Origin of the sequence: Inhella sp. (genome assembly GCF_027532025.1) — a bacterium.
Classification (GTDB): domain Bacteria; phylum Pseudomonadota; class Gammaproteobacteria; order Burkholderiales; family Burkholderiaceae_C; genus Inhella.
The window spans coordinates 1-15,526 of record NZ_JAPZSY010000083.1; the positions used below are offsets into that span (position 1 = coordinate 1).

Sequence of the window (15,526 nt, forward strand, 5' to 3'; positions counted from 1 at the left end):
GGAACGCCCGCCGCGATGGAGCCCTGCCCTTTGCTGCTTTCTTCGACGGCTCCCGCCACTTGGATGCGATAGCCGTCGGGCATTCGGGCCTGCAAGGCTTGCAGTTGGGGCCAAATCTGGTTGCTGACGGTGGCGCCCTGCAAGCCCTCCACGACGTCGCCCTGGACGGTGATGGCGTACTGGCGTCCTTCGCGCCACATCACGCCCGGCTCGAAGCCAAAGTCGAAGCGGGCGACCTGCGTCAGCGGCACGGAGCGGCCGTTTGACGTGGGCACGTAGGCGCTGCCCAGGTCCGTGAGGGTGCTGCGTTGGTCCAGGGGCTGGCGAAGAACGATTTCGATCAGGCGGTCGTCCTCGCGGTACTGCCCGATGGTGCTGCCCGACAGCATGGTGCGCGAAGCCTGGGCGATGCTTTGGCTGCTCACCCCCAAGGCCCGGGCCTTGTCCTGATCGATCTTCAGGCGCAGCACCTTGATGGACTCGTTCCAGTTGTCGTTCACGCCCAGCATGTTGGGGTTGGCGGCCAACACGGTGCGCGCCTCGTCGGCGTAGCGACGCAAAACGCCGGGGTCGGGGCCGATGAGCCGGAACTGCACGGGGTAAGGCACGGGAGGCCCGTTGGGCAGCAGCTTGACACGGCCTCTCACCTCCCCAAACTCCTCGGCCAGCAAGGCAGGCAAGCGCTGGCGCAACGCCTCGCGCTCTTGCAGCGTCTTGGGCAGCAGGATGACCTGCGCGACGTTCGTTTGGGGAAACACGTTGTCCAGCGGCAAGTAAAAGCGCGGCACCCCAGAGCCCACCCAAGCCGTGACCGAGGTCAACCCGGGCTCCTGCAGCATGCGCTGCTCAAAACGCTGAGCCACAGCCGCGGTGTTTTGAATGGGCGATCCCTCCGGGAGCCACAGGTCGACCAGAATTTCGGGGCGGCTGCTGTCCGGGAAGAACTGCTGCTGCACCTTGCCCATGCCCACGATGCCCAAGGCGAAGGTGGCCAACGTCAGGCCGATGGTGATCCAACGGTGCACCACGCACCAGCGCACCAGCGCGCGGAAACGCGCATAGAAAGGTGTGTCGAACAACTCATGCGCCTGGCCGGACGGCGCCGATCGAGTTCGCAACAACCAAGCGCCAAGGTAGGGCACGAAGTACACCGACACCACCCAGGAGATGACCAGCGACGCGGAGGTGACGGCAAAGATGGCGTAGGTGTACTCGCCCACGGAGGAGCGCGCCAAGCCGATGGGCAGGAACCCCACGGCCGTGATGAGCGTCCCTGTGAGCATGGGCATGGACGTCACCTCGTAGGCAAACGTGGCCGCCGTCTTCTTGTCGTAGCCCTCTTCGAGCTTGCGCACCATCATCTCAACGGCAATGATGGCGTCGTCCACCAGCAACCCGAGGGCGATGATGAGGCTGCCCAGCGAAATCTTGTGCAGCCCGACGCCCCAGTAGTACATGGTGACGAAGGTGATGGCCAGCACCAGGGGGATGGTGATGGCCACCACCAGACCGGGCCATATGTCGATGCGCAGGGGCTTGGTGTGCAGGCCCAGGCTGATGAAGCTCACCGCGAGCACAACGACCACGGCCTCAATGAGCACCTGAACGAACTCGCGAACAGACCGCTGCACCGCTTGCGGCTGGTTCTGGACCTGCGACAAGGTCAGACCCGCGGGCAGCGTGGGTTCGATGGTGGCCAAGGCCGCTTGCAGCGCTTGGCCCAGGCGGATGATGTCGCCGCCCTTGGCCATGGAGACCCCCAGCGCGACCACCTGTTGGCCCTGGTGGCGCACGGTGACGCCAGGAGGCTCCACGTAGGCGCGGGTGACGGTGGCGATGTCCCCCAAGCGCAAACTGCTGGCCTGCCCAGTTTGCGGGTTCACAGCCCGAACGGCCAACTGTCGGATGCCTTCGATGTTCTGGAACTGACCTTGGACACGCACCCCGACGTTGCCGTCTGAACTGTTCAGCAGGCCCGAGCCTTCGACCGCATTCTGGGCGTTGAGCTGGCCCACGATCTGGTTCAGATCCAGGCCGAGTTGGGCGATCTTTTGGTGAGAGATCTCGACGTAGATCTTCTCTGCCTGGACCCCAAACAGCTCGACCTTGGCGACGTCAGGAACACGAAGCAGCTCGGCACGGATCGCGTCCGCGTGGCGCCGCAGCTCTTCAGGGCTGTAGCCGTCGCCGCTCAGGGCATAGATGGAGCCGTACACATCCCCGAACTCATCGTTGTAGAAGGGCCCCAAGACGCCGGGGGGCAAGGTATGCCGCATGTCGCCCAGCTTCTTGCGCACTTGGTACCACGTGCCCGCAACGTCCTTGGCCGCCACGCTGTCCTTGAGTTGGAACAGGGTCAGGGACTCGCCTGGTTTGGTGAACGAGCGGATGCGATCGGCGTTCGGGACCTCTTGAAGCGTGCGCTCGATCTTGTCCGTGACTTGATCGGCCATCTGCTGCGCCGTGGCTCCGGGCCAGAAGGCCTGAATCACCATGGCGCGGAACGTGAATGGCGGGTCCTCGTCCTGACCCAGTTGAAAGTAGGCCGCAAATCCCACCACCAAGAACACCACCATCAGGTAGCGCGTCAGTGACGGATGCTCCAGCGCCCAGCGGGAGATGTTGAAGCGATGGCGGGCGGTGTCGGTGGCTTGGCTCATGCAGCCCTCGGCTCAACGTGCGACCGATGCCGCAGCAGACGCGGCAGGCGCCGCCCCAAAGCGGCGGACCTTCTGGTTCTCGCCCAGCACATGGGTCCCGGCGATGACGATCTCTTGCTGCGCCGTCAAGCCACCCGCCACCACGACCATGTTCCCATCGGCGCCGCCCACCTGGATGGCCTGCGGACGCAAGGTCATGGTGCTGGGCACCAACACCCAAACGTGAGGGCTGCCTTGGCGCTCGAACACAGCCGACATGGGCACCTTCAGCACGCCGCTCGCCTGCCCAGGGCTGAAGACGGCCGTGGCCGTCTGCCCGAGCTTGACCCCGTCCGGCTTGCCGATGTCGGCCTTGACCACGAACGTGCGCGTCACCGGGTCGGCGGATTCGGCGATCTCCCGCACCTTGGCTGGCAAGGGCTGCTCGAGCCCCCAGATGCGGGCCTGCAGACGGGCGGCCTGCGACTGAAGCTGCTGCTTCAGCAAGGCCACCTGGTGCTCGGGCACCTGGAACACCAAGTCTCGCGGGCCGTCCTGCGCCAGGCGCAGCACCGGCGTGCCGGCGGCCACCACCGTGCCCGGCTCGGCGTCCACGCTGGTGATGAGCCCCGCCGCGTCGGCCACCAAGTCGACATAGCCCGCTTGGTTGCGCTGCGCCTTGGCCTGCGCCTGGGCCTGTTCCCACTGCCCTTGCGCTGCAGCCAAGGCGACCTCTCGGCGTTCGAGCTCGGCGCCGCTGATGAAGCCCTGGGCCTTCAGGTCTTTGAAACGCTGCAAGTCCGCGGCTTGTTGATCGCGGTTCGTGGTCGCCGCTCGCAGCGCGGCTTGGGCGGCCTCGGCCGCCAACGACAGGTCGACGCCGTCCAGGCGCATCAGCACCTGGCCGGCTTTGACGCGGTCGCCCAGGTTCACCAAACGTTGCTGAACCTTGCCCGGCACCCGAAAGCTCAAACGGCTTTCGGTGCGCGCCCGCACATCGGCCGCGTACTCGACCGTCTGTGCGGCGGTCCCCAACTCGACCACCATGGTGCGCACCGCCCGTTCGGGAGCGACGGGAGGCGGCTTGGGCCCACAGGCCGCCAGCAGGGCGGCAACCCCAAGCAGCCACAGGCCACTCGTGCGTTGGAGGGTCGATGGGGGCATTGCATCCGACATGAAAAACCTCGTTCCCTGTGATGGGCCTTGCGCAAAGGCCTGCGCCTTCATGGCGCGGCCCAAATGTATCGGCTGGCGACAATGGGGCGTGAATCCCACCGTCGCCCCCGGCGTCGCGCCCGAGCGCCATCGCCAAGAAAACTTTCCCGTGGCGGGCTGGCTTTGCCCGCCTGCTTTGCGCCCCGCGGTCTTGGCGATCTACCGATTCGCCCGACGCGCCGACGACATGGCCGACGAAGGCGAGGTCGATCCAGCCACACGCCGCCTTCAACTCGAAACACTGCGAGGCGTGCTGCATGCCATCGACGAGGGGCGCGCGCCCGAACCCTTGCATGCCGACCTCGCCGCCGCCGTGGCCGCTCACCGTCTGCCCTTGGCGCCCATGCACGCCCTGCTCGACGCCTTCGTGCAAGACACTCACATCGACCGCTACGCGAGCCGCGAGGAGCTGCTGGCCTACTGCCGGCTGTCGGCCAATCCGGTCGGGCGCTTGATGCTTCACTTGGTGGGCGTGAGCGACGAGCGCGCCTTGGCCGAATCCGACGCCATCTGCACGGCGCTGCAACTCATCAACCACTGGCAAGATGTGGGCGTCGATCGCTTGAAGCCTCGGGTCTACCTGCCCCTGGAGGACCTGCAGGCCCACGGCGCCTGCATCGACGACGTGTTGGAAGGCCGGGACACCCCCGCCCTTCGGGCCACGGTGTGCAAGCTCAATGCCTGGGCGATGGACCTGATGCAGCAGGGCGCGGCCCTGCCGCACCGCGTGCCCGGTCGTTTTGGTTTGGTGGTGCGCCTGGTGGTTGAAGGGGGACTGCGCGTGGGAGAGAAAATACAGGCTATGGACGGCGCCACCCTGCACCAACGGCCCCAGCTTCGCGCCTGGGATCTGCCGCGCTTGTTGTGGCGCGCCCTCCTCCACCCCCGGCCCGCCGCATGACGCCCAACCAGTACGCCGAAGCCAAAGCCGCCGAAAGCGGCTCCAGCTTCACCTATGCCTTCAAGTTCCTGGAGCCCGCCCAGCGGGAGGCCATCACCGCGTTTTACGCCGTCTGCCGCGAGGTGGACGACGTGGTGGACGAGGTGAGCGATCCGGGCGTGGCGGCCACCAAATTGGCCTGGTGGCGTCGCGAAGTGGGCTCGGCCTTTGCGGACCAAGCCAGTCACCCGGCTTTGCAGGCCCTGATGCCGCATGCCGAGCGCTTCGGCATCGAGGCACGACACCTGCTGGCCGTCATCGAGGGGTGCGAGATGGATCTCCAGCAGTCCCGCTACCTTGACTACCCCGGCCTGCAGCGCTACTGCCACTTGGTGGCGGGCGTGGTGGGCGAGGTGGCCAGCGGCATCTTTGGCCGCACGCAGCCGCAGACCGTGGAGTACGCCCACCGACTGGGGCTGGCCCTGCAACTGACGAACATCATCCGCGACGTTGGTGACGATGCGCGCCGGGGCCGCATTTACCTGCCGGTGAGCGAGCTGCAGCAGTTTGGCGTCACAGCCCAAGAACTCCTGAAGCGGGAGGCGCCCTGGGGCTACAGCGACCGCTTCACGGCCTTGATGCGCTTTCAGGCCGAGCGCGCCCAACGTGCTTACGACGAGGCCTTGGCCTTGCTGCCAGAGGCCGATCGGCGCGCGCAGAAGCCGGGCCTCATGATGGCCAACATCTACCGGCGCTTGCTGCGCGAGATCGAAGCGGGCGGCTTCCAAGTGCTTCACCAGCGCATCTCGCTGACGCCCTTGCGCAAGGTGTGGATCGCCATGCTCACCCAGTGGCGCGGGCGTTGAAGCCCCGCGTGCTCGTCATTGGCGGCGGCTGGGCCGGGTTGGCGGCCGCTGTGCATGCGGTGCGGCGGGGCGCCGAGGTTCAGCTTTGGGAGATGGCCCCGCTGTTGGGGGGGCGCGCCCGCGCCTGGTGCGATGCCGACGGCCATTGGCACGACAGCGGCCAGCACATCTTGATCGGCGCCTACCGCGAAACACTCGCGCTGATGGCCACCGTGGGCGCTGCGCCAGCGCTCTGCCTGCACCGGCTGCCCCTGATGCTGGTCGATCCCCAAGGTCAAGGCCTTCGGTGGCCTCGGACGCGCGCGCCGGCCTGGGCTGCAGCGCTGGCCGTGGCACGCCATCCTCGTTGGCGTTGGCGCGAGCACCTGGGGCTGGCGCTGTGGACCTTGGGCCTGCTGGCCCGGGGCCTGCGCGCGCCAGCCGCCTGGTCGGTCGAACGCTTGTGTCGGGGCCTGCCCTTGGCGGTGAGGCAAGACCTGATCGACCCGCTGTGCATCGCCGCCCTCAACACCCGCACCGAGGAAGCCAGCGCGGCGGTGCTGCTGCGCGTGCTGCGCGACGCTCTGCTGGGCGGACGCGGCGGCTCCGACCTGCTGCTGCCCGCAGCGCCACTGCATGCCCTGTTGCCGGGCCCTGCCGCCGCTTGGCTCCAGGCGCACGGGGCGAAGGTGCACACCGGCCGCCGCGCGTTGCAGTTGACGCCACAAGGCTCGGGCTGGGTCTGCGACGGCCAAGCCCACGACCGTGTGGTGCTCGCCTGCAGCGCCACCGAAGCCTCGCGCCTCACCCGCGGCTTCGCCCCCGACTGGGCCGCCGCCGCCGCTGCACTCCCAGCCGAAGCCATCGCCACGGTGGAGCTGCACGCCGAGGGCGCCGCGTTGGCGGCGCCGATGGTGGCGCTGTCGGGCGGACCGGCCCAGTTTCTTTTCGACCTGGGAGGCATCGACGGGCCGGGCAGTCCCCGTCAGGGTCGCTTCACCGCCGTGGCCAGCGCCGTCGCCCAGGAATTGGCGGTCGATGGCCTGGAGGCGGTGGCCGCTCGCATCGCCGCGCAAGTGCGTGCCCAGGTGCCCGCACTGGCTCAGGCCGTTCAGGCGCAAGCCCATGCCGACAAGCGAGCCACGTTCGCGTGCCGAGCGGCCTTGCAACGCCCGCGCATGGCGATCGCCCCCGGGCTTTGGGCCGCCGGGGACTACGTGGACGGCCCCTACCCTGCCACCCTGGAAGGCGCGGTGCAGGCCGGCCAGCGCGCCGCTCAGGCGGCCTTGACCCACAATCGGCGGCCATGAGCCGTCCGCCCGCACCCGCCGAGTCCGCCAGCCCTGCCATTCAGGTGCTGGAGCGGGCCTTCGCCCTGTTGGACGTTCTGGCCCGCCACACCGACCCCGTCCCGCTCAAAGAGTTGGCGCAAGCCACGGGACTGCACCCGTCCACGACCCACCGCATCCTCAACGACCTCACCCTGGGGCGTTTCGTCGACCGCCCCGAACCTGGCAGCTACCGGCTGGGGATGCGCCTGCTGGAACTCGGCAACCTCGTGAAGGCCCGACTGGATGTGCGCGACGCCGCCCTGGATGCCATGCGGGAGCTGCACAAGCACACCCACCAGCCGGTGAATTTGTCGGTGCGTCAGGGCGACGAGATCGTTTACATCGAGCGCACCTACAGCGAGCGCAGTGGCATGCAGGTGGTGCGCACGGTGGGGGGGCGAGCCCCGCTGCACCTGACCTCGGTGGGCAAGCTGTTCCTGGCCGCCGACGAACCGACCCGCGTGCGCGCCTACGCCACACGGACCGGACTGGCAGGTCACACGCGCAACAGCATCACCGATTTGGCGCGTTTGGAGCGCGAACTCGCCCTCATCCGCACCCGCGGGGTGTCGCGCGACGAAGAGGAGTTGGAGTTGGGCGTGCGATGCATGGCTGCGGGCATCTACGACGACCAAGGCAAGCTGGTGGCCGGTCTGTCGATCTCGGCGCCCTCGGATCGACTGGAGGAAGGCTGGGAGCCCCGCCTCAAAGAAACAGCGGCTGGTATTTCATCCGCGCTGGGCTTCAGGGGTTGATCAAGAGTCTTTTCGCGACTCGCCCACCAACCACTTGCGCACACGCTCGGCGTCGCCAATCCGGCTGTACTTGCCGGCGGAGTCCAAGAAGACCAGCACCAAGCGGCGTCCTGCAAGCTGAGCCTGCATCACGAGACACTGCCCAGCCTCGCTGATGTAGCCCGTCTTTTGCAAGCCGATGTCCCAATTGGGGCTGCGCACCAAGCCGTTGGTGGTACCGAATGCCGCCTCGCGCCGGCCGACGCGAACCGTGGTGCTCTCGGATGTGGACAACTCGCGGATGAGCGGTTCGTTGTAGGCAATCTTCACCAACCGGGCCAAATCTTGCGCGCTGCTCTGGTTGCGGCTGGACAAGCCCGTGGGCTCGACGTAGCGGGTGTCGCGCATCCCCAGCAACTGCGCTTTGGCGTTCATCGCCTCGACGAAGGCGTTCATGCCACCGGGGTAATAACGCCCAAGCGCATGCGCTGCGCGGTTTTCACTGCTCATCAAGGCCAAATGCAGCATTTCGCCCCGGGTGAGTCGAGTGCCCACCTGCAGGCGAGATCGGCTCCCCTTTTCGGTGTCCACGTCGTCTTGGGTGACGGTCAGCACCTCATCCAGCGGCAGCCTTGCTTCGGTCACGACCAAAGCCGTCATCAATTTGGTGATGGAGGCGATGGGGAGCACGGCATCGTCGTTTTTGGCCAGCAGGATTTCTTCGGTGTCTTGGTCCATCACCAAGGCCACGCTGGAGCGCAGGTCCAGGGGATCGTGCGTCTGGTGCAGCCCAGCCAGCTGGCCGAAAGAGGGCTTCGCAGGCACAACGCGCGCCGGGGCCACCGCCTTCTTGCGCTTGCCAGAGACCGTCTTCGCAGGCCGCACGGACGCCTTTTTGACGGTGCCACGCTGGGCTTTGCTGGGTTGTTCTTTGGCGACCACCTCGCGCACACCCAGGGCGGCATCGCCCATCGACAGGCCCAAGGTCACCGCCAGAACAGCCCAAAAACGCATCACGAAACCCTCCGAAACAACGCCCCGAGTGTAGAGCGACGGCAGGAGATCAATCAAGGACAAGCACTTACGTGAGTTTCCTGATGCGGTGTGTGCAAATTCGCACACACTCGCTTACACCTTGCGTTTCAACCCTGGGCCGCCACGCGCTCGCCCTTGGCCCGGAGCTTGTTCAGCGCATTCAGGTAAGCCTTGGCCGACGCCACCACGATGTCCGGGTCGGAGCCGACGGCGTTGACCACGCGACCGCCGAGTTGCAGCCGCATGCTCACCTCGCCCTGGCTCTCGCTGCTGCCGCTGCTGAGTGCGTTGACGCCAAACAGAAGCAACTCCGCGCCCGACTGAACCTGGCTTTCTATGGCACGGACGCAGGCATCGACGGGGCCGTTGCCATCGCTTTCGGCGCGGAATTCTTGTCCACCGGCAGCAAAGACCACAGCCGCATGCGGACGCTCACCGGTTTCGCTGCGCTGCGCAAGGGAAACCAGGTGGTAGTGGTCCACCCCTTGGTGCTCGGCCTGTTCGTCCATGACCAAGGCCAGGATGTCTTCGTCGAACACTTCGGCTTTGCGATCGGCCAGGTCTTTGAAACGGGCAAACGCCTCGTTGACTTCCGTTTCCGACTCCAGCGTGATGCCCAACTGATCCAAGCGCTGTTTGAAGGCATTGCGCCCACTCAACTTGCCCAGCACGATCTTGTTGGCAGCCCAACCCACGTCCTCAGCGCGCATGATTTCGTAAGTGTCTCGCGCCTTCAGCACGCCATCCTGGTGGATGCCCGAGGCGTGGGCGAAGGCGTTGGCGCCGACCACGGCCTTGTTGGGTTGCACGACAAAGCCGGTGGTTTGGCTCACCAGACGCGACGCCGGAACGATCTGGCTGGTGTCGATCCTGACGTCCAGTCCGAAGTGATCCCGACGGGTCTTGACCGCCATCACCACCTCTTCCAGGGAGCAATTGCCCGCCCGCTCTCCCAGGCCGTTGATCGTGCACTCGATTTGGCGTGCCCCTCCGATCTTGACGCCAGCCAGTGAGTTGGCCACGGCCATGCCCAGGTCGTTGTGGCAGTGCACGCTCCAGATGGCCCGGTCGCTGTTGGGAATGCGGGCCCGCAGGTCGGCGATGAACTGCCCGTACAACTCGGGAATGGCATAGCCCACGGTGTCGGGGATGTTGATCGTGCGAGCGCCTTCGGCGATCACGGCCTCAAGCACTCGAACCAAAAACTCCGGGTCGCTGCGGTAGCCGTCCTCGGGCGAGAACTCCACGTCGTCACAGTGTTGGCGGGCAAAGCGCACCGCCAGCTTGGCTTGCTCCAGCACCTGCTCGCGCGTCATGCGCAGCTTCTTCTCCATGTGGAGTTCGCTGGTGGCGATGAAGGTATGGATGCGCGCCGCGTTGGCACCGCGCAAGGCCTCGGCGGCCCGTCCGATGTCGCGGTCGTTGGCACGAGCCAAAGAACAAATGCGGCTGTCCTTGACCACGCTGGCGATGGCCTGCACCGCCTCGAAATCGCCCGGGCTGGCAGCGGCGAAACCGGCTTCGATCACGTCAACCCGCAAACGTTCCAGTTGGCGGGCGATGCGCAGCTTTTCGTCTTTCGTCATCGACGCGCCGGGCGACTGTTCGCCATCGCGCAAGGTGGTGTCAAAGATGATCAACGAATCGGCCATGTGGCACTCCAGGGGTCAGAAAAAACAAAACCCGCCGAGCGTTGCTGCTGGGCGGGCGTCGTGGTGGTGGTTTGCGGCTCGTTCAGCCGCGCAAGCCTCAGCGCGCCCGGGTCTCCAGGGCTAGTAGCAGGGCGCGAATCGAGGCAGGCATGTGGCTGAATGTAGCAGTGGTCGCCGATTCTGCATTCGTCAACGATGCAGGCCGGCTTCGTCGGGCTCGTCGGTGCTGATCGCGATGAGGCTGGCATGGCGACCCTTCCACTTGCGACGCCCGTACTCCACGTAGCCCGACAGGCTGTAGCAGCAGAACAGGGCAAACAAAGCGATGGGGGTGTGGCTGGCGACCAGAGCGATCAAGATCACCAAACCCACCAACAAGGCGAACGGCACCGTGCGTTTGAGGCTGAAGTCCTTGAAGCTGTAGAAGGGTGCGTTGGTCACCATCGTCAGCCCGGCGTACAGGGTGATGCCCAGCATGGTCCATTCGAGCCAAGCCGTGGCTTGGGGCGACCAGCCGGCGTCCACGGCCAGCCAAAGGGAGCCGGCCACCAGGGCTGCCGCCGCGGGGCTGGGCAGCCCCTGGAAGAAACGTTTGTCGATGACCCCGATGTTGGTGTTGAAGCGGGCCAAGCGCAGCGCGGCACACGCGCAGTACACGAAGGCCACGATCCAGCCCCAGCGACCCAGGTCTTTCAGCGCCCACTCGTACACCACCAGTGCCGGCGCGGCGCCGAAGCTGACCATGTCGGACAAGCTGTCCATTTGCTCGCCGAAGGCCGACTGCGTGCCGGTCATGCGGGCGACGCGGCCATCCAGGCTGTCGAGCACCATGGCACAGAAGATGCCGATGGCCGCGTTCTCGAAGTGACCGTTCATGGCCATCACGATGGCGTAAAAGCCGCCGAAGAGCGCCGCCAGGGTGAACAGATTGGGCAGCACGTACAAGCCCTTGCGGGGTTTGCGCGGCGCCGCGTCCAAGTCGGAGTCGTGGAATTCAGGAGGGGTAGGGCTCATCAGGCAGCACTGTACCGAGACGCGGCGCCGGCTCAAAGCGCCAAGCGCTGACGCACGCCGTCGGCCTCCATGCGCCCCCCCTTGCCCTGCAGCACGATCTCACCCCGCTCCATCACCAGGTACTGGTCGGCCAGCTCGGCCGCGAACTCGTAAAACTGCTCCACCAGCAAGATGGCCATGGTGCCTTTGGCGGCGAGGTGGCGGATCACGCGGCCGATGTCTTTGATCACGCTGGGCTGGATGCCCTCGGTCGGTTCGTCCAGAAGCAGCACCTTCGGGCCGGCCGCCAGCGCTCGGGCGATGGCCAGTTGCTGCTGTTGGCCGCCGCTCAGGTCGCCGCCCCGGCGGTGCTGCATCTGTTCTAAGACCGGGAACAACTCGTACAGCTCCGGCGGCAGCGGCGTACTGGCCGGGCACGGGGCCAGGCCCATGCGGAGGTTGTCGAGCACCGACAGGCGCCCGAAGATCTCGCGCCCTTGGGGCACGTAGCCGAAGCCCGCCCTCACGCGGGCGTGGCTGGGCAGACCGGCGAGCTCTTGTCCTGCCAACCGGATGTGGCCTTGGCTGCTGGGCACCACGCCCATGAGCGTCTTGAGCAGGGTGGTCTTGCCCACGCCGTTGCGGCCCAGCAGCACCGTCACTTCGCCGGCGCGCAAGTCGAGGTCGATGCCGCGCAAGATGTGGGAGCCGCCGTAGTGCTGGTGCAGGCCCTCGACGCAAAGAAGTGGGTCGGTGGCGACCGCAGAGAAGCTGGGCGCACGGTCACCGGCCAAGGTACACCTCCACCACCTGCTCGTTGGCCTGGACCTCGGCCATGCCCCCTTCGGCCAGCACCCGCCCTTCGTGCAGGACCGTGACGCGGCGGTGGGCGCCGGCCAGTTGCTGCACGAAGGGCATGTCGTGTTCCACGACCACCAGGGAGTGCTTGCCCTCCAGGCTCAAGAACAGCTCGGCCGTGCGCTCAGTTTCTTCGTCGGTCATGCCGGCCACGGGCTCGTCCAGCAGCAGCAGGATCGGGTCCTGGGCCAGCAGCATTCCAATCTCCAACCACTGCTTCTGGCCGTGGCTGAGCAAACCCGCGCTGCGGTCGGCCTGGTCCCACAGGTGCACTTGCATCAGCAACTCGTCCAGCCGGTCGCGCTGGGCGCCGCTCAGGCGGGCGCGCACCGCGTGGCGCACGCGGCGGTCGCCCTGGAGGGCGAGCTCGAGGTTCTGCTGCACGGTCAGAGCCTCGAACACCGTGGGCTTCTGGAACTTTCGGCCGATGCCGGCCTGGGCGATGGCGGGCTCGCTCATCAAACGCAGGTTCAGGTTGCTGCCGAAGTACAAGCGCCCGCTGTCGGGCCGGGTCTTGCCGGTGATGCAATCCATCAGCGTGGTCTTGCCCGCGCCGTTCGGGCCGATGACACAACGCAACTCACCCAGGCCCACGGTGATCGACAGCCCGCCCAAGGCTTGGAAGCCGTCGAAGCTGACGCGCAGGTCTTCCACGTACAGGGCCACGCCCTGGTTGAACACGGGGCGGCCGCCATGGGCCACTTGGGTTTGCAGCCGGGCTCGGGCCTGGGCCCCGGCTTCCATCAACTCGGGCGTCATCGCCGCACCTTCTTGCGCACTTGGGCGAACAGGCCCACCAGGCCCTGGGGCAAAAACAGGGTCACCGCGATGAACAGCGTCCCCAGCAAATACAGCCAGGCCTCGGGCAGCCACACGGTGAACACCGACTTGCCACCGTTGACAAAGAACGCGCCCACGATCGGCCCGATCAGCGTGCCGCGGCCGCCCACCGCGGCCCAGATCGCCATCTCGATGCTGGCGGCCGGGCTCATCTCGCTCGGGTTGATGATCCCCACCTGCGGCACGTACAAGGCCCCGGCCACGGCGCACATCAGCGCAGACAGCACCCACACCGACAGCTTGTAGGCCACGGGGTCGTAACCGCAGAAGCGCACGCGGCCTTCGGCGTCGCGAATGGCCTGCAGCACTCGCCCGTAGGGGCTTTGGACCAGCGCGCGTGCCAACAAGAAACAGGCCATCAGCACCCAGCCGCTGAGCACGCACAGCACCACGCGCATGCCCGGCTCGTTCAGGGCGAAACCGGCCAAGCGCTTGAAGTCGGTGAAGCCGTTGTTGCCGCCAAAGCCCGTCTCGTTGCGGAAGAAGAGCAGCATGGCCGCCACCGTGAGGGCCTGCGTGATGATGGAGAAGTACACCCCTTGGATGCGACTGCGGAAGGCGAAGTAGCCGAAGACCCAGGCCAAGGCGCCTGGCACCAACAGCACCAGCAGCAGCTGCAAAGCCAAGCTGTCGCTCCAGGCCCAATGCCAAGGCAGTTCCTTCCAGTTGAGGAAGACCATGAAGTCGGGCAGGTCCGACTGGTACTGCCCCTCGCGGCCGATCTGGCGCATCAGGTACATACCCATGGCGTAGCCGCCGAGCGCAAAGAACAAGCCGTGGCCGAGCGACAGGATGCCGGTGATGCCCCAGATGAGGTCGATGGCCAGAGCGCACAGGGCGTAGCAGAGGAACTTGCCCAGCAGCGTGACGTAGAACTCCGGCAGGTGCAGCGCGTGGCCCGCAGGCACCAACAAGTGCAGCACGGGCACCATCACGGTCAGCCCCAGCACGGCGGCCAGCAGCAGGGCCCAACCGCGCGGGCCGAGCAAGGCGGGACGGGCAGCAAGCTCGCGCATCAGTCGGCGCTCCGGCCCTTGAGGGCGAACAGACCTTGGGGCTTCTTCTGGATGACCAGGACGAGCAGCAGGAGCAAGGCGATCTTGGCGAGCACCGCGCCTTGCCAACCTTCCAGCAGCTTGCCCAGCACGCCCAGGCCCAGTCCGGCATAGACGGTGCCAGCCAGCTGACCGACGCCGCCCAGCACCACGACCATGAAGGCATCCACGATGTAGGCCTGGCCCAGGTCGGGACCGACGTTGCCCACTTGGGACAGCGCACAGCCCGCCAAGCCGGCGATGCCCGAGCCCAGCGCAAAGGCCAGGGTGTCGACGCGGGCGGTGTTCACGCCCAGGCACCCGGCCATGCGGCGGTTTTGCGTCACGCCTCGCACCATCAGGCCCAAGCGCGTGCGCGCCAGCAGCCAGGCCATGCCAGCCAACACCAGGGCGGCGAAGGCGATGATGGCCAAGCGGTTGTAAGGCAGGGTGAAGTTGGGCAGCAACTGCCAGCCCCCGCTCAAGAAGCCCGGGTTCTCCACCGCCACGTTCTGCGCCCCAAACAGGCTTCGCACCGACTGCATGAGGATCAGGCTCAGGCCCCAGGTGGCCAGCAGGGTTTCCAGCGGGCGGCCGTACAGCCAGCGAATGACGCTGCGCTCCATGGCCGCGCCCACCGCAGCAGCCGTCATGAAGCTGACGGGCAAAGCCACCAACAGGTAGGCGTCAAAGGCGCCCGGCGGCAACCACGCCCGGAAGGCCTGCTGCACCGCCCAGGTGGCGTAGGCCCCGACCATCAACAGCTCGCCGTGGGCCATGTTGATCACGCCCATCAGCCCGTAGGTGATGGCCAGGCCCAGCGCCACCAGCAACAAGATGGAGCCCAGGCTCAGGCCGCTGAACAGCAGCTGGGCGCGCTCGCCCCAGGCCAGGCGCGCGGCCACTTGGTCGGCGGCGCTTTGCAAAGCGCGCTTCACGGTGGGGTCCGCTTCGGTGGCCAAGCGCTCCAGCAAGAGCGCGCGCTTGGCCGGCTCGGCCGACTTCGACAGCAAGGCGGCTGCGGCGGTGCGCAGCGCCGGGTCGGGCGACGACAAGCGGGTCGCAGCGACCAAGCCCTCCAGTTGCGCCTTCAGGGCGGGATCGGCTTCCGCAGCCCAAGCCCGTTCCAGCAAGGGCAGCCGCGCCGCCTCGGTGTCGTCGCGCAGCACGTTCAGGGCGGCGGCGCGCACGCTGGCCTGGGGGCTGAAGAGGTTCAAGCCTGCCAGGGCCGACTCGATCTCGCGGCGCATGCGGTTGTTGACGATGGGCTCTTCGGCATCGGCCGGGGCTGCACCGTCAGGCGGCAACACCCAGGCCTGCCCGTTCCGCACGCGGACGCGCCCTTCCTGAAGCGCTTGCAGGAAGGGCGCGAGCTGGGGGTCGCCTTGGGCAACCGCTTCGTTCAAAGCCGCGATGCGCGCGTCGCCCTCCCCCGCCGCGATGCGGTGGGCCATGGCCGGGTCCAGCGCC

The 15,526-nt window shown here is 66.9% G+C and carries 13 protein-coding genes; 4 read left to right on the plus strand and 9 right to left on the minus strand.

The window, feature by feature from the left end:
- A partial coding sequence (locus O9335_RS11155; RefSeq protein ID WP_298387957.1) for an efflux RND transporter permease subunit occupies window positions 1–2,660 on the minus strand: 2,660 nt, incomplete at its 3' end.
- A 12-nt stretch (window positions 2,661–2,672) separates the two neighbouring features.
- A complete protein-coding gene (locus O9335_RS11160) occupies window positions 2,673–3,815 on the minus strand; it encodes an efflux RND transporter periplasmic adaptor subunit (protein ID WP_298387960.1) in 1,143 nt (380 codons plus the stop codon).
- A gap of 88 nt (window positions 3,816–3,903) precedes the next feature.
- Between O9335_RS11160 and hpnC the strand changes: the two genes are divergently transcribed.
- Genes hpnC through O9335_RS11180 form a run of 4 tightly spaced genes read left to right on the plus strand, consistent with a single transcriptional unit; the run spans window position 3,904 to window position 7,665 of the window.
- Complete coding sequence (gene hpnC / locus O9335_RS11165; RefSeq protein ID WP_298387963.1) at window positions 3,904–4,755, plus strand: squalene synthase HpnC; 852 nt, start codon at window positions 3,904–3,906, stop codon at window positions 4,753–4,755.
- Complete coding sequence (hpnD, locus tag O9335_RS11170; protein ID WP_298387966.1) at window positions 4,752–5,600, plus strand: presqualene diphosphate synthase HpnD; 849 nt, start codon at window positions 4,752–4,754, stop codon at window positions 5,598–5,600. The genes hpnC and hpnD overlap by 4 nt, the downstream gene beginning before the upstream one ends.
- Window positions 5,601–5,608: 8 nt before the next feature.
- Window positions 5,609–6,889: a hydroxysqualene dehydroxylase HpnE gene (gene hpnE / locus O9335_RS11175; protein ID WP_298387968.1), complete on the plus strand. Its 1,281-nt coding sequence runs from the start codon at window positions 5,609–5,611 to the stop codon at window positions 6,887–6,889.
- Window positions 6,886–7,665 carry an IclR family transcriptional regulator gene (locus O9335_RS11180; protein ID WP_298387971.1) on the plus strand — a complete coding sequence of 260 codons (780 nt, stop codon included), beginning with the start codon at window positions 6,886–6,888 and terminating at the stop codon, window positions 7,663–7,665. Before hpnE ends, O9335_RS11180 begins: the two co-directional genes overlap by 4 nt.
- On the opposite strand, the gene pbpG is transcribed toward O9335_RS11180, so the two are convergent.
- The 7 genes from pbpG to urtB all read right to left on the minus strand — a co-directional run bounded on the left by pbpG (window position 7,666) and on the right by urtB (window position 15,510).
- A complete protein-coding gene (gene pbpG / locus O9335_RS11185) occupies window positions 7,666–8,616 on the minus strand; it encodes a D-alanyl-D-alanine endopeptidase (RefSeq protein WP_298388045.1) in 951 nt (316 codons plus the stop codon).
- 170 nt (window positions 8,617–8,786) lie between these two features.
- Window positions 8,787–10,331 carry a 2-isopropylmalate synthase gene (locus O9335_RS11190; RefSeq protein WP_298387974.1) on the minus strand — a complete coding sequence of 515 codons (1,545 nt, stop codon included), beginning with the start codon at window positions 10,329–10,331 and terminating at the stop codon, window positions 8,787–8,789.
- Window positions 10,332–10,520: 189 nt separating this feature from the next.
- Window positions 10,521–11,345 (minus strand): CDP-diacylglycerol--serine O-phosphatidyltransferase, encoded by an 825-nt coding sequence (gene pssA, locus O9335_RS11195; RefSeq protein ID WP_298387977.1) that lies wholly within the window; start codon window positions 11,343–11,345, stop codon window positions 10,521–10,523.
- 32 nt (window positions 11,346–11,377) lie between these two features.
- Window positions 11,378–12,118: an urea ABC transporter ATP-binding subunit UrtE gene (urtE, locus tag O9335_RS11200; protein ID WP_298387980.1), complete on the minus strand. Its 741-nt coding sequence runs from the start codon at window positions 12,116–12,118 to the stop codon at window positions 11,378–11,380.
- The gene (gene urtD / locus O9335_RS11205) at window positions 12,108–12,941 is read right to left on the minus strand and encodes an urea ABC transporter ATP-binding protein UrtD (protein WP_298387983.1); all 834 of its coding nucleotides are present in this window, start codon (window positions 12,939–12,941) and stop codon (window positions 12,108–12,110) included. The genes urtE and urtD overlap by 11 nt, the downstream gene beginning before the upstream one ends.
- Window positions 12,938–14,038: an urea ABC transporter permease subunit UrtC gene (gene urtC / locus O9335_RS11210; protein ID WP_298387986.1), complete on the minus strand. Its 1,101-nt coding sequence runs from the start codon at window positions 14,036–14,038 to the stop codon at window positions 12,938–12,940. The genes urtD and urtC overlap by 4 nt, the downstream gene beginning before the upstream one ends.
- Entirely contained in the window at window positions 14,038–15,510 is a 1,473-nt protein-coding gene (gene urtB / locus O9335_RS11215) for an urea ABC transporter permease subunit UrtB (protein WP_298388048.1), read from the minus strand. The genes urtC and urtB overlap by 1 nt, the downstream gene beginning before the upstream one ends.
- Between the last annotated feature and the right edge of the window lie 16 nt (window positions 15,511–15,526).

What these genes read in the sequence shown, in the direction of transcription:
- O9335_RS11160 (WP_298387960.1), bottom strand. Translation starts at nt 3,815, where the DNA reads ATGTCGGATGCAATGCCCCCATCGACCCTCCAACGCACGAGTGGCCTG.
- hpnD (WP_298387966.1), top strand. Translation starts at nt 4,752, where the DNA reads ATGACGCCCAACCAGTACGCCGAAGCCAAAGCCGCCGAAAGCGGCTCC.
- O9335_RS11180 (WP_298387971.1), top strand. Translation starts at nt 6,886, where the DNA reads ATGAGCCGTCCGCCCGCACCCGCCGAGTCCGCCAGCCCTGCCATTCAG.
- pbpG (WP_298388045.1), bottom strand. Translation starts at nt 8,616, where the DNA reads ATGGGCGATGCCGCCCTGGGTGTGCGCGAGGTGGTCGCCAAAGAACAA.
- O9335_RS11190 (WP_298387974.1), bottom strand. Translation starts at nt 10,331, where the DNA reads ATGGCCGATTCGTTGATCATCTTTGACACCACCTTGCGCGATGGCGAA.
- pssA (WP_298387977.1), bottom strand. Translation starts at nt 11,345, where the DNA reads ATGAGCCCTACCCCTCCTGAATTCCACGACTCCGACTTGGACGCGGCG.
- urtD (WP_298387983.1), bottom strand. Translation starts at nt 12,941, where the DNA reads ATGACGCCCGAGTTGATGGAAGCCGGGGCCCAGGCCCGAGCCCGGCTG.
- urtC (WP_298387986.1), bottom strand. Translation starts at nt 14,038, where the DNA reads ATGCGCGAGCTTGCTGCCCGTCCCGCCTTGCTCGGCCCGCGCGGTTGG.
- urtB (WP_298388048.1), bottom strand. Translation starts at nt 15,510, where the DNA reads ATGGCCCACCGCATCGCGGCGGGGGAGGGCGACGCGCGCATCGCGGCT.